Origin of the sequence: Cohnella abietis, assembly GCF_004295585.1 — a bacterium.
GTDB classification, from domain to species: domain Bacteria; phylum Bacillota; class Bacilli; order Paenibacillales; family Paenibacillaceae; genus Cohnella; species Cohnella abietis.
This window is the reverse complement of record NZ_AP019400.1, coordinates 2,448,634-2,462,658: the sequence shown is the minus strand read 5'-3', so window position 1 is coordinate 2,462,658 and position 14,025 is coordinate 2,448,634. Positions and strand designations below refer to the sequence as shown.

Sequence of the window (14,025 nt, the reverse complement as noted above, 5' to 3'; positions counted from 1 at the left end):
ATCATGCCTCCCCTTTGTCCATTAAAGCCAATCTCTCTTCGATTCTGTAAAAATGCTCAGCATTCCGCCATGTGATTCGATCGACATCGTCTTGGCTCAAGCCTTCAGGCAAGCTGTTCCAGAAGAGCCGAATCACTTCATCATACCCGCCCGCAAGCAAGGCAACAGGCCAGTCGCTGCCAAACATGGCACGATGAGTACCGAACGCATGAAGTACATGGTTGACATACGGTTTCAGCCTCGCGGGGTCATAGCCGTCAGCCAGCGTAATCATACCGGAGATTTTGCACATTGCTTTAGGATGACAAGAGATGGCAGATATGCATTCCGCCCAATCGGCAAAAGCCTCCGGTCGTTTCACATCTGGCGATCCTAAGTGATTCAGAACAATTCGCAGTTTTGGAACCTTTATTAACATAGATACAATACAAGGAAGCTGCTCCGACTCCACAACTACGTCAAGAGATATCCCTGCTTCAGCAAGTAATTGTAGATGGCGGATGACTCGGGAAGACAGAATTCCATCAGTCTCCAGCAGCTTTTGCAGCATTGGGCGAATACCAACGAGCTTAGAATGCCGGTTTAGACGCCGGATCGTTTCCATTATATCGTCCGAATCTAGATCAATCCAACCGACAACACCGAGTAGTTCTTTGTGCCGCTCCGACAGCGCCAACAAAAATTCTGTTTCTGCAACAGTGGACGCCGCCTGAACGGCAATCGTGCCCGTAACACCATGCTTGTGCAATAGTGATGCCAAGTCTCCAGGCATGTAATCACGGTAAAGCAGCTTTAGCTCAGGCGTGAGCCACCCATAATCTCCACGAGAGATTTGCCAATAATGCTGGTGTGCATCAATGATTTTGTTCTGCCGATACATAGGCTCCACGCTTTCTACTAAGTCCGTTTCTTACGGCTCATTTATTTTTATACGATCATATACCTCGATAAATAAATGTCCGAAACAAGGCTGAACCTTCCGGTTCCCCATACACGCCTTTTGCATATATTCCAAGTCTCGGGGCTGTAAAACATAAAAAACGCGTATAGTTTTCTGGATACAGAAATTGTGCCGGAAGCTCTACACCCATGTTCGTATACTCGATATCGTCCAGAGAGTAATAAAAAGTAAACGTTTGAGACTTTTCAACCAATCTAGTACGCAACCATATCGGGTCTCCCGGTTTGATAGGTAGCATGCTTCTAGCTAGTATTTTTTTACCAACATTCACATACTGATTAAGCTCTACATACAGCCCATCATGCTCCTGATTCTCATGAAGCTTGGTCACATCAAAAGCCTGTCCCGATGTTTGACCAATCCCTCTACGAATTAAAAAAAATAGAAAAGCATCCGAATCGCGATATAGCGTTATTCCCGCCTCCTCGCCTAAGCTCCTGGGATGAAACAGCAGCTTCGTTGTAGCCTCAAAACCAAAATGCCGCCAACGACGCGTTAAAATAAGCGTAGATTGAAGTCCGAAGGGAATGAAAGGCTTGCAATCGATGCTCAGACCTTCTTGCGTTAAGCCGAATCCGCCTTCAACGGGATGCCGTACCCACTCCCACTCTGCTGATAGCTCTGTTCCGGCAAAATGCTCATCGTCAACCACCTGCACAATGCCATCAATGTTTTCTACTAATGTCAGCTCTATCTCATTCATAGGAACACCCTGCTCACCGACCATAAACCAATCGTCATCCGTCCATTGAACTGGCTGAAGGAAGGTTTCCCGTCCAAGTGGACAGAAGCCTCCTGGTGTAAGCGGGCGCCCTCCTAAGTGGAACATCCACCACTCTCCATTCACGTCTTCAACCAGTTTACCGTGTCCAGCTTTCTGGATCTTCATCTCAGGATTCGTCTGCATTAGCACCGGGTTATGTGGACACGGCTCGTAAGGTCCCCAGATGGATAAACTTCTGGCTAGCGTTTCCTTGTGCTCGAAGAAGGTTCCCCCTTCAGCCAACATCAAGTAATACCATCCATTACGTTTGATTATATGGGGCGCTTCCGGGGCAGCCCCCCCGGTACCCGGCCATACCTGCTTGGCTTCGCCAATCAGCCTTGAAGCGTCCTCTGCAAGTTCATGGACCCATCCGCCTCCGAACACCAAATAACGCTTCCCATCATCATCGTTAAAGATAGACGGATCGATAAAATGATGATTAAGCACAGTCGCTTCGCTGTACGGCCCTTCAGGTCGGTCAGCAACAAACAGCAAATTGGTGCATCGCGGTTGTCCGTGATAATACGGGACGACCACCCAGAACTTTCCGTCATAGTAGGAAATGTCCGGCGCGAACACACCGAATGAATCGGGTAATCCGGTTAAATCGAGCTGGCTCTTGCGGGTGACAACGTGTCCAATCGGTTCCCAATGTGCCAAGTCCTTGGAATGCAGAATAAGAACCCCAGGAAAGAATTGAAAAGTCGATGTTACCATGTAATAATCCGTCCCAACACGAACAATCGAAGGGTCGGGATGATCGCCTGTAAGAATCGGGTTGCAAATCACTCCCATGCTCTAACCCCTCTCATATTATTGAGCTTCTCGATGCAGCTTCAGTTAAATAACGGTTGACCTTGAAACAAAGCCTGGACTTTAAGCAGATCATTGGGTTCTAGTCCTTTCCCGTCACAGAAAGATAGATTGTTGCGCAGAGAATTAAGCGAGGATGTTCCGGTAAGCGTCACATGAATATCGGGATTTCCCAAGCTAAACCTCATGCCCGGCTCGATCAATCCTTTCGATTCCTGCTTGCGTAGGAACTTCAACTGCTCCATCCTATATTCGGCCTGATCCAACGTTTCTTGATCCAAAAAGTGCGCCGGAGCGTCCGCTAAAATTCCCATACCGAGTACACTACCGTTAATAACGCCAATGCCCATGCTGCTTGCCAACGGAAGCACTTCGTCCTTGGCCGTATAATCAATCAGCATATAACGAGCATAAAATTGAATAGCATCGAAACAAGCTGTCCTCATATAGCGCATTAATAGTTGCAAATCCCGCGTAGTCACGCCTATATATCGAATTTTCCCGTCTTGCTGAAGTTTTTGCAAAGCAGGAACTGTCTCATTCATAATCACTTCATACTGCTGCTTCTCCACATCATGAATTTGTAGAAGATCAATCCAATCCGTTTGCAGTCGATTCAAGCTATCTTCTACCGAGCCAATTGTGCTGGCATAATCATAGGACAAGTCGGATCGAACTGCTTTTGACGCTAGTACGACACTTTCTCTACGGCCTTTTAGTGCTTTGCCAATACGCCGTTCCGATTCACCACGTCCATACAAAGGGGCGGTATCAATGATATTAATGCCCGAATCGATCGATTCGTGAATTAAACGCTGAACTTCTTCTTCATCGGTCTTGCCGAAATCACCCGCAAGCGGAGCACCGCCCAATCCAAGCTGAGAAACCTTTAATCCCGTTTTTCCGAGCATTGTATATTCCATCTGCGCTCCTACCTTCTCTTTCAATTCGCCGAATTGCTAAGTACACGAACCTCAGGTCCGCATATCCAATCAGGATAAGCAGACCTGCATGGTTTAAATGATATAAATCGTTATTATTTCGTAGCTTTCCAAGCGTCGATTTGCTTTTGCGCTTCCTGAATGACTTTGTCGCTACCAGCTTTTTTCAGCTTGTCTATAAATTCCGGAAGGAATTTTTCTGGGTCAACAGAGCCTGTTTCTAACAACGGAACATATTGTGCAGTCACAGTAGCGATTTGAGCGATCTCGGTTTTAATCGGTGTTGGATCGAAGCTGAAGCCAAGAAGGACAGATTGGGCTGCACTCTCATTGAGCTTGATTGTCTCTTCCCAAATGCCAGGCTGTTGCCCATTACGGTAGTAACCGTTAAACTGATTGCCGAACACCCAATCCGTACCCGGATCATAGCCGCCATCTTTGATCGTTTCAACAGTCTCGTCGTTGATTTTCTTATAATGCTTACCTTCAATACCGTGTGCAATTAAATTGAAAAGTGTTTTATCTTTATAGAGCAGGTTTAAGAACATCATCGCCCTTTCCGGATTTTTAGAGGATTTGCTTATCGCAGTAGTCGTAGCAATAATTCCCGATGTTGTAAGTACAGGTTGTGATACACCTACCATCAGTACATCTTTCTGTGTTAAGGATTTCATCTCAGTGTCACCGCCAGGCTTCACCGTACCGCCAACCATAACGGCCAATTTAGCCGCTTTTCGGTCAGCTGTGCTATCCGTCAATGTTGCCGCATCTTTTCTGAAAAATCCTTTTTGGTTCCAATCTCTCATAAGGGTTACGAAAGATTGATATTCTGGAGATTCGAATTGGTTAAGCACACGCAGATTGGAATCATCGAATTTAACTACGCCTGGAACATTACGGCCTACGAATTCATCAAAACCATAATGGACAACAGCATTTCCAAATTCGCCAACTTTACTGTTCTCAAAAGGAATGAGGTTAGGCTCGCCAGCCTTTACCTTCTCCAGGAAAGAGGTAAAATCTTCATAGCCCTTTACATTGGCAACGTCCAAGCTGTATTTGTCAGTAAGCTCTTTCATCGGCCATACAACATCCGTTCTTGCCCAGATTTGATAGTTGGGAACGGCATATATTTCCCCATTTACTCTGGTAGCTTCCCAACCGCCTTCAGGTAAAGTTTGCATAATGTCAGGCGCATATTGCTTCAATAGATCGTCTAAAGGAAGAAAAGCACCCTTATTTACATTTTGATAGTAATCATTTGCCCAGTTTGAAGTAAAAGCAAGGTCATAACCTCCGCCGGATGCATTCGCTAATTGCATTTTTTGACCAAGACTTCCCCAATCAACCGCTTTCAAATGAATATTGATATTCAGCTTGTCTTTCAAATATTCATTTATTGCCTTTTCCACTGAGCCTACATCCGCTTGCGAAGTACCGCCAAAATACCAGGTCAAGTCAACATTGTCTAACTTGGAGACATCGGTTGTTTGTGGTGAAGCCGCTTCTTGCGTCTGTGTAGCTGAAGCTGTTTCCGTAGCAGCCGGTTTGGACGGACCTGTTTCATTCTTGCCGCAGCCCGCCAATGTCATCGATAGCGACAGTATGCCTATCAAGGCGACAGATAAAGCTTTTGTGGTTCTTTTGTTCACGAATAAAACCTCCCATATTTTTGTGTTTAACTATATTGTATCGGCTATGCCGGTTACAACTATCCCCATGTAAGCCTTTTATCCCTTAACGGCACCTACTGTCAAACCTTTGACAAAATATTTCTGGAAGAAAGGGAATACAAACAATATAGGACCTGCGGCGAGAATAGCGATGGCCATACGCGCCGTTTCATTCGGCATCTGGCTAAGATCGATGGAGATATTGCCCGTTTGCAACGATGTAGATAAGAACTGAATATTATTCATAATTCGATACAACATAAATTGCAAAGGAACCAGGTTCTGATTATCGATATATAGTAAAGCCATGTACCAGTCGTTCCAGTAAATGAAAGCGATAAATAGCGTAAGTGTCGCAATCGCCGGCTTGGAAATAGGTAGCACAATGCGATAGAAGATTTTCCATTCGCCCGCCCCGTCAATTTTCGCCGATTCGATTAGAGCCAACGGAATATCCGATAAGAAACCTTTCATTAGCAAAACATGCCAAGGCATAATCACATAGGGAAAAATCAAGGAAAGCATCGTATCATCGATGTGCATATAATTTTTGATCAGAATATACGAGGGCACTAAACCTCCGCTAAACAACAGGGTGAAGAATACGAAGAAGGACATAGGCTTCGAGCCGTGAAAATCTTTTCGCGACAACACATAAGCTAGCTTCGCCGTGATGATCAGACTAAGAGCCGTGCCCAGCACCGTTACGGTAATTGATACCAGATAACTATTGATTAAGGCCTTAGGACTTTCTAGCAAGTACTCGTAAGCGAACGTAGTGATCGTTCTTGGGATGAGCTGGTATCCGTATATCGCGATATCCGATTCCTTCGAGAATGAAATGGAGATTACATATAAAAATGGGATAATACAAAACAGTGAGAATACAATAAACCACAAATGAATGAGCCATTTCGATAAAACAGGTTTTCTGCGTATATCCATGATTTCTCCTCCTATCTCATTTATTGAATCTATTTAGAAGATTGCATTTTCTTTGTTGATCTTGCGAACGATGAAATTAACTGTCAGAACAAGTAAAAACCCGACAACGGATTGATATAGACCTGCCGCAGTGGCCATTCCGGTATCACCTGTTACACGTAAGGCACGGAATACATACGTATCAATGACGTCCGTCGTACTATACAATGCCCCTGAATCTGCAGGCAAGAAATAGAACAATCCGAAATCGGAATAAAAAATGCGCCCGATCTGCAAGAGGACAATCAATGTAATTAAAGGTGTGAGCAAAGGAATAGATATGCTGCGAATTTGTTGCCATTTAGAAGCGCCATCAATAGCTGCGGCTTCATAGAAGGTTTTATCAATTGCCAACAGTCCCGTATAATATATAAGCATTGAGTAGCCAACATTTTTCCATAAAAAAGCTAAGCTTAATATAGAAGGCCAATACTTGGATTCAAAATACCAGCTGATCCCTTCCCAGCCAAATAGCTCGAGTAAGTGATTGATGACTCCCAGCTCGGGATTGAGCAACGCATAAGTGACATAGCTAACGGTTACCCAGGATAAGAAATAAGGAAAAAAGATGGCAGTCTGATACAATTTCACCGCTTTGCGGCTCAGTTCGAATAACAGCAGAGCAAAGGTGACGGCTACGATATTCGTGATCGTAATAAAGCAAAAATTCAACACGAGCGTGTTACGAGTTACCTGTAACGCGGCGTCCGAAGTGAAGAAAAACTTGAAGTTAGTAAAACCAACCCAATCGCTTCCCCAAATACCTTTTGTAAAATTCAGATCTTTAAAAGCGAGTACCAGTCCGAACATGGGCAAATAGTAGAATACGATAACGAACAGCAGCCCCGGTATAGCCAACGAAATGATGCCTTTGTTACGTATGATCCCTCGCCAGAAACCGCTGTTTTTCTTTTTATTGATTCGTATCGAATTTTCCATGTTAAGTACGGAATGATCAGCCATATTTCCCATAAAGCATGTCTCCCTTATTTCATTCTGTCAGATCTCTCTTGCTCACTACCAAACTTTACTGCCACAGGGCGATATTAATATAGTGTAAATGGAGTCGATTACAACATTTTCGACTGTACAAAAAGGCGTGCACTGTACTTTTACGCAAGTACAGTGCACGCCCAGCAATAATTCCTCTTATAATGGATCATTTCTTGTTTAGAATTTGCTTCACACTTTTGCTTAACATATATTCTTTAGGAGTCGTTCCGTGTTTTTTCTTGAATAGCTTGTAGAAATAACTTTCATTTTCAACACCAATTTTAGCTAGTATCTCCTTGATATTCAGTCCGGAGCTTTCCAACCATTCTACCGCTTTATTAAGCCTTACTTCATTAATATAATCAGCAACTGACATATTCAACTTAGAGTTAAACAGTTTGCTGGCTGACTTAGGCGAAACATTGAGCTTATCGGCAACAAATTGCAGGCATAGTCCCGGATTAGCATAATCCGCATCAATCAGTTCTTTCATTGTTTCTACTACAATGGACTGCTTCTCATTCTCTATGTTATCTGTTTTGGAAATCATATCCACTAACAACAGCATGATCTTTTCTTGAAGCTCTGTTAAGGTTTCCAATTCGAACAAGCGCTTCGTGATCAAATTAAAATTCACATGGATCGGCTCCACCTTTACTCGACTAATTTCCTCAACCGTCGTTTTCAGCACGTTTAGCAAGCTCATAATAGATAAGAGCGCATTGTTATAGTTCAAAGCAGCAATTTCTCGAAAAATTCTGGAAAGTGTATCCTCAGTAACAGGAATGCTGCCGCTTTTCAAAGCATCAATCAGCTTCTTCTCAAGCGATGCTGAATATCCGAGCTGCGGATTATCCACATTGTTCCTGATTCGATCACCAGTCAGAATACTGGAATGGCCGTAAATTAAGCGATATAGAGAATTATTTAGTGTTTCGTAATGCTGATCTGAAAGGTCCGTATAACGCTCAATAGGGTCACTGATACACACGGAAATGGAAATGTGGTAATACTTCATAATATACATCTGGGCTTTCTTCCAGCTATCCGTTAGTACATGCAGATTCTCTGAGTCTGAATTGGTGTTAATAATAAAGGCGATATACTCATCCTTCATCTTCACCACTTCGCATTGGAAAGTCTCTCCGATACATTCCAACGACATGTTTTCAATTCCATACAAATAGAGTGCCTGATCTCTTAAATTGTACTTTTCCTTAAATTGGTTATAACCATCTATCTTGACAATACAGATTAGGAACCCCATCTCCGCATCTAAACGTATACTGAAATCTGACTGGGCTTGAGCAAACTCACCCGCCGACACCGAATAACTATCTACAAGCAATTTTCTTAGGAAATAGGCCCTCATGACTTCTTGAGACGTATGGCTTCTTTGTTTATAATGATTCATCTTGTCGATGGCATCTTGAAAAACATCGTTTAAGTACGAGAATTCATCTTCTCCCTTCGGCAGCCCACGATCGCGATCGACAACAACGAATTGTCTAACCAATCGATCAATCGGTTTATAAAACCTGCGGGATAAAGACACCGAGATTATGAATGCAATTAACAAAAATCCGGCAGTGATTAGAAAGTATGTATATTTTAACGAATTGATTTTCTGGAACACATCGTGATAAAGCTGTGCTTTCACTATCGTCCAATTCATATTATCTAAATAAGTATAGGTAATCAGATATTTCTTTCCATTAATATCGCTTGTGAAATAGCCTGTCTGCTCTTCCGTTTCGGTTTTTACTTTTTCTCCAGCTTGTTGATGCACATAAGCTGCTTTCAGATTCGTTAGAAATGAATCTTCCTCCAGGCTATCACCGACTAAGGCGCCATTCCCATCCAATATCATAATTTGATCTTGCTTATCTAAATCTGCATTGTTAATCATTTTGATATTGTTTAATATCCAATTCGTACTCGCGTTAACGATTAATGCGCCATTAGGCAAGTTATTATCGTCTTTAAACTCGTACATAAAATAGGTAACGACGTTCTCATATCTTATCTTGTCCCCCACCATCGGATATTCAATTCTTCTGGGGATGGGCTTTAGTATCGGGAGCACCTTTCCGGAATCAAACATTGCATTTAAGCTTTTGTCCTGGAAGAGTAGCTCATCTCCCGTCGAGTAATACAATTTGGAATAGTCATTGTAAAAATAAATCGAATTAATAAATGGATTGGAATTGACGATTGAGGTTCTGACGGTATTAATCCCTTTTAATGTTTCTCCAAGATCCAAACTTTTGTTGTACAATATTGTCTGGACATCCGGGTTATAAAATAAAGATAAGACTGAATTGCGAATCATTTCATCCATGTAATCAATATTAAATTTGACTTGGGACAAAATTTTCTTGTTCGACGCATATTCATTATTTAATAATGCTCCCCCGGCGCTAAAATAAGTTATAGTAGCAAATAGGCTTAGCACCAGTAGCATTGTAAGCGTTATCCATGCGTACATGCTTCGCAAAAACTTTCGCTGTTTCTTTTGGTTAATGGTGCTCATGGAATTCACCTGCCAAGTAATAATAAGAAAAATTAATTATACTAGGTTGTACCTTCGGAAACCAGAAAATGCAAAAGGAATCGGTTTCCCGACCCTCATGCCTTAATGCGTTTCTTGTTCATCGATTAAGTAATAGTGAGTAAAGAAGGATAGTTCTGATTCTATTAATATCCACATTCATCTTACTTGCTCATTTCATTAAACTAAACTGTAAATAGCGATATTCATTGCATATTCCACTGTAAAATGGCAACTTTACTGTACTTATCGTTCAAGTACAATAAAGTTGCCTGATTAAATCACGGCTCAGCTTGTTGAATGCCTACCCCTCCTTGATGCGATCCTTAAACATATTTTGAAAATATTTTTGGTTATAAAGCATGCTAGGATGCGTTGGGTGATAGGCTAAGGCTTTCTCGTTATGCTCATTTGCTTTCTCCAATTGACCTAAACGATCATAGCAAAGGCACAGCTGCAAGTGAGGCAGCCAGGTGGAATGAGCCGGATTTACCATCGCCATGTTATTCTTGTCAATCCCGCAGTCGACCGCTGCCGTAAACCAAAATATCGCGATATCGTATTTATTATCTTCTAGAAAATGAATACCAATGGCGTAGCAAACCTCCGCTCGTGGTTTATCATAGGAAAGTGTCATACACATCGATTCGAAATACTTTTCCTTATCACCCAGTTTTCCGAAGCAGTCAGCCATTTTCGTGCAAGCCTGTATATTGTCTTCAATCCACCCCTGCTTTCCCTTCAGAAACATTTCGTAATAGAGAATGGCCTTTCTATACTGAGCATGATCACGGAGCTCATTAGCAAAATAATATAAATCCCTTGGCGTGAATTGTTCACCAGCCTGCTCTCGTTTTAAGTAAATTTGTAAATTGCGGTCTGTGTACGCTTTGTTTTTACCATGCGTAATGCTTACATCACTGTTCTGTATATTTCCCCATACAGCTAAATATTCATGAACAGGGCCAATCCATTGAAAGCTGCGATCTCTGCGGACTAAGCGGTTTCGCCGCAGACTGGAAGTCACATTCCCTGACTCGTCGAAAGCGAGATTATAACTCATTGTCACACTATCAACGTCCAAGGTAAGTTTTTTTTTCAGTTTAATAAATAGCAGTCGATCTTTCTCTTGAATCTGATCGTCCGCATCTAACCATAATATATATTTTTTGGTTGCCTTGCTGAAGGAATAATTTCGAGCCGCTGAGAAATCATTAATCCACTCGAAATCGAAAATTCGGTCCGTAAATTGTGCCGCAATTTCCTTCGTACGGTCGGTTGATCCGGTATCCACAATTACGATTTCATCGGCAATTCCTTTCACAGAAGACAAGCATTTCGCCAGTCCTTCCTCTTCATTCTTGACAATCATGCACAAGCTGATCGTTATCATAGCTCAGCTCCCTCTCTCCATTCGTCCGGCAGCCGAAGCCCAGCTGCTCTTCTGAATATTGCTAAACCCTTGTCTGACAGAGTCGCAATATCTTGGCTGCCATCCATTGAAAACTTAAGACCAGACAGCTTTCTAAGGCTTTCGGTATCCGCAGCCTCATCTTGCTTTAACCAAATCACATACTCTTTTGTTGCCATCTCGAATGCATGCCGGTACGGACGAATGTCGTGGCTGTTCCCGACAAGGCTATGCACAAACGGAGTGTAGTAATGAGCAATCTCAACCGTCTTATCAGAAGACCCCATATCAACAATAACAATTTCATCTACATCATCCATTATGGAATCTAGCGATTGCCTCAAAGTTTGCTCGGCATCCCTAGTGATCATGCATAAGCTGACCGTAATCTCTGGTTTATACAAGAGATGATGGATGTCATTCCCCCACTTCGCCGCTGCTTTCTCGCGATTTACCTTCAACAGTGTCGTTAAATCCGCATCCTGTAGATGAAGCATAGTCGCATGGCCAACATGGTGGATAAAGGAATCGTTAACTACTCTTAAAGAGTATCCCGCTCGCAAAGCTCGTAAACAGAGATCGTCGTCTTCAAAATTCCCCAGACCGTACAGCTCGTCAAAGCCACCTATCTCGTCGAGAACGCTTCTTTTAGCTAACAAGCAGAAGCCGATCAAACGACGTACTTCTGTATAACAGCCAGCATTTTCCTCACAATGGAGCTGTGCAAACGCATCTAGTCCGCTGAGATCGCTGTAGGTAACTGGAATAATTTGATGACCGCTTGAGTTGTTCGTAACAGGGCCTACCATCCCAACTCTTTCATTCTCGTACAAAACACGCAGCAAATTTTCCAACCAATACTCCGTTACAACTGTGTCATTATTTAAGAAGAGAACATTCTCTCCCTTTGACAGTTCAATTCCTTGATTACACCCTTTGGCAAAACCTAGATTTTTTTCATTTTCTATAAGAATCACATCCGGTTGCTGTCTTAAGTAGGCAAGTGTGTTATCTGTCGAGCCATTATCAACAACAATGAGCTCATAATCCTCAGTATGCTGCCGAATGCTTTGCAAGCACTTGTAAGTTAAAGGCAGTTGATTATGTGTCAAGATCACAATGCTAGTGGTCATTTGATCACCTCTTCATCTCCAAGCGGCTCTATGAGCATCTCGGCAGTTAGTTGTTCCCGTTCTAGGAATGGCGACATGTCTTCAATAGGCCGATTGACAACCAGCTTGGGATTCACTGTCGTCTGAGTTTCTAAATTGATTTCCACTAGGAAGCACCCTTTGGTTTGCAAAGCGATGTCTATTTTAGCTACGGCTTCTTCAATGGTTTCAATCCTTAAAGCAGGGATCCCATAAGCATTCGCTACCTTCACCAAGTCAGGACAGCCATAACCATGAACAGTAGATTGCTGACGACCGTCAAAATACATATCCTGAAACTGCCGTACCATGCCCAAATTATGATTATTCATGACAAAAACCTTAATCGGCAGCCCATGGTGGGCAATCGTATGAAGCTCCTGTATGTTCACCTGCATACCACCATCGCCAGCAATTACAATGATCTGACGATGCGGAGCCATCAACGCTGCTCCAATCGCGGCAGGAAGAGCAAACCCCATAGCTCCCATGCCACCTGCATTCAAGAGACGTTGTCCTTCAAGCAAATGAAAGGACTGGCTTGCCCACATTTGATGCTGGCCTACATCAAGCACAATAATGTCGCCTTCACTGCTGCGTGAGGATAACAGCTCCATAAACCGGTTCGGATTAATAGGTCCAGCTTGATCAAGCTGGGAAAGCATTCCCCCGCTCGGGTATTTCTCCTTATAGCGCAGAATAGCTTCATGCCATGGAGAGTAATCCGAAAGGACGATTCCGGACAAAGCCGTATTTATGTCTTTGAGGAATTGCTTAACATCTACATGTATGGTTAGATCCGCTCGAACCTTTCCATGCCGTTCAACATCCTCGACATCCACATGAACTTTCTTCGCTGCTCTAGCAAAGGTTTCCGGCCTAGTTCCCGTCTGACGAGTATCGAGTCGTGATCCCAAGATAAGCAAAAAATCGCAGTTCGCCAAAGCCAGATTACTGTAGCGATTTCCATAAGATCCGATAAGGCCCGTGCTCATTGGATGCGTCGCAGGCAAGGCATCGAGGCCCATTAATGAGCTGACAACTGGTATATGGCTAAAATCGATGAGCTCTCGTAGCTCTTTGACAGCATCCGCAGCCCGGACACCGCCACCGACGAGAATGATGGGGCGTTCAGCATTTTGGAGCAATTGAATGGTTTGCTCTATGTCTCCAGAAGGACAAGGCTGCTTAAAATTCGTATACCCATAGAATTCCTCGCTATCGAAGAAGCTTTCTAATGCATCCGGTTCAATCTGAGCACGCTGTATATTCATAGGGATATCGAGTAAAACTGGGCCCGGACGTCCATGCTGAGCAACAAATACTGCTTTTTCCATGGAATAGCGGATTTGTTGCGCATCTGTAATCATTTCGGCAAACTTCACAATCGGTTTCGCGATGCTAACGATATCGGTCTCCTGAAAACCAATTTGCCGAACGGGTTGATCAAATTTATATTCATACGTATTCACCTGCCCCGTAATGAACAGACAAGGAACCGAATCGAAATAGCAGCTGCCGATACCCGTCAGCATATTAAGTGCTCCCGGGCCACTGGTACCCATGGCAACTCCAAGCTTACCGTTAATCCGACTGTATCCTTCCGCAGCGAAAGCTGCAGATTGTTCGTGATGAACTGAGACGCAGTTCATATCCTTCCTGTCATAGGTGGAGTCCAGCAAGTGAACGATAGCTCCGCCAGTCAGCTCGAATATATGCGCAACGCCTTGTTTGCTTATGAAATCGATCACATAGTCGGATAACTTCACGCTAATCCCCTC

Annotated in this window: 10 protein-coding genes; all 10 read right to left on the bottom strand. The window is 43.2% G+C overall.

What is annotated here, in order from left to right; all coding sequences use genetic code 11:
* Position 1 precedes the first annotated feature (1 nt).
* Complete coding sequence (locus tag KCTCHS21_RS10420) at positions 2-880, bottom strand: amidohydrolase family protein (protein WP_130607438.1); 879 nt, start codon at positions 878-880, stop codon at positions 2-4.
* 55 nt (positions 881-935) lie between these two features.
* Positions 936-2,522 carry a glycoside hydrolase family 43 protein gene (locus KCTCHS21_RS10415; protein WP_130607436.1) on the bottom strand — a complete coding sequence of 529 codons (1,587 nt, stop codon included), beginning with the start codon at positions 2,520-2,522 and terminating at the stop codon, positions 936-938.
* Positions 2,523-2,563: 41 nt separating this feature from the next.
* The gene (locus tag KCTCHS21_RS10410; protein WP_232058157.1) at positions 2,564-3,451 is read right to left on the bottom strand and encodes an aldo/keto reductase; all 888 of its coding nucleotides are present in this window, start codon (positions 3,449-3,451) and stop codon (positions 2,564-2,566) included.
* 125 nt (positions 3,452-3,576) lie between these two features.
* Entirely contained in the window at positions 3,577-5,133 is a 1,557-nt protein-coding gene (locus KCTCHS21_RS10405; RefSeq protein WP_197726518.1) for an ABC transporter substrate-binding protein, read from the bottom strand.
* Between the two features lie 78 nt (positions 5,134-5,211).
* Complete coding sequence (locus tag KCTCHS21_RS10400; RefSeq protein ID WP_130607432.1) at positions 5,212-6,099, bottom strand: carbohydrate ABC transporter permease; 888 nt, start codon at positions 6,097-6,099, stop codon at positions 5,212-5,214.
* 33 nt (positions 6,100-6,132) lie between these two features.
* Complete coding sequence (locus tag KCTCHS21_RS10395; protein WP_331872071.1) at positions 6,133-7,110, bottom strand: ABC transporter permease; 978 nt, start codon at positions 7,108-7,110, stop codon at positions 6,133-6,135.
* Positions 7,111-7,297: 187 nt separating this feature from the next.
* Entirely contained in the window at positions 7,298-9,619 is a 2,322-nt protein-coding gene (locus tag KCTCHS21_RS10390) for an AraC family transcriptional regulator (protein ID WP_162309306.1), read from the bottom strand.
* Between the two features lie 367 nt (positions 9,620-9,986).
* Positions 9,987-11,075: a glycosyltransferase family 2 protein gene (locus KCTCHS21_RS10385; protein WP_130607428.1), complete on the bottom strand. Its 1,089-nt coding sequence runs from the start codon at positions 11,073-11,075 to the stop codon at positions 9,987-9,989.
* Positions 11,072-12,226, bottom strand: a complete 1,155-nt coding sequence (locus KCTCHS21_RS10380) for a glycosyltransferase family 2 protein (RefSeq protein WP_130607426.1) — start codon at positions 12,224-12,226, stop codon at positions 11,072-11,074. The genes KCTCHS21_RS10385 and KCTCHS21_RS10380 overlap by 4 nt, the downstream gene beginning before the upstream one ends.
* Positions 12,223-14,013, bottom strand: a complete 1,791-nt coding sequence (locus KCTCHS21_RS10375; RefSeq protein ID WP_130607424.1) for a thiamine pyrophosphate-binding protein — start codon at positions 14,011-14,013, stop codon at positions 12,223-12,225. Before KCTCHS21_RS10375 ends, KCTCHS21_RS10380 begins: the two co-directional genes overlap by 4 nt.
* Positions 14,014-14,025: the final 12 nt, after the last annotated feature.

Excerpts from the sequence above, each read along its gene's own strand:
- KCTCHS21_RS10420 (WP_130607438.1), bottom strand. The coding sequence starts at position 880 with ATGTATCGGCAGAACAAAATCATTGATGCACACCAGCATTATTGGCAA.
- KCTCHS21_RS10390 (WP_162309306.1), bottom strand. The coding sequence starts at position 9,619 with ATGTACGCATGGATAACGCTTACAATGCTACTGGTGCTAAGCCTATTT.
- KCTCHS21_RS10380 (WP_130607426.1), bottom strand. The coding sequence starts at position 12,226 with ATGACCACTAGCATTGTGATCTTGACACATAATCAACTGCCTTTAACT.
- KCTCHS21_RS10385 (WP_130607428.1), bottom strand. The coding sequence starts at position 11,075 with ATGATAACGATCAGCTTGTGCATGATTGTCAAGAATGAAGAGGAAGGA.
- KCTCHS21_RS10410 (WP_232058157.1), bottom strand. The coding sequence starts at position 3,451 with ATGCTCGGAAAAACGGGATTAAAGGTTTCTCAGCTTGGATTGGGCGGT.
- KCTCHS21_RS10400 (WP_130607432.1), bottom strand. The coding sequence starts at position 6,099 with ATGGATATACGCAGAAAACCTGTTTTATCGAAATGGCTCATTCATTTG.
- KCTCHS21_RS10395 (WP_331872071.1), bottom strand. The coding sequence starts at position 7,110 with ATGGGAAATATGGCTGATCATTCCGTACTTAACATGGAAAATTCGATA.
- KCTCHS21_RS10415 (WP_130607436.1), bottom strand. The coding sequence starts at position 2,522 with ATGGGAGTGATTTGCAACCCGATTCTTACAGGCGATCATCCCGACCCT.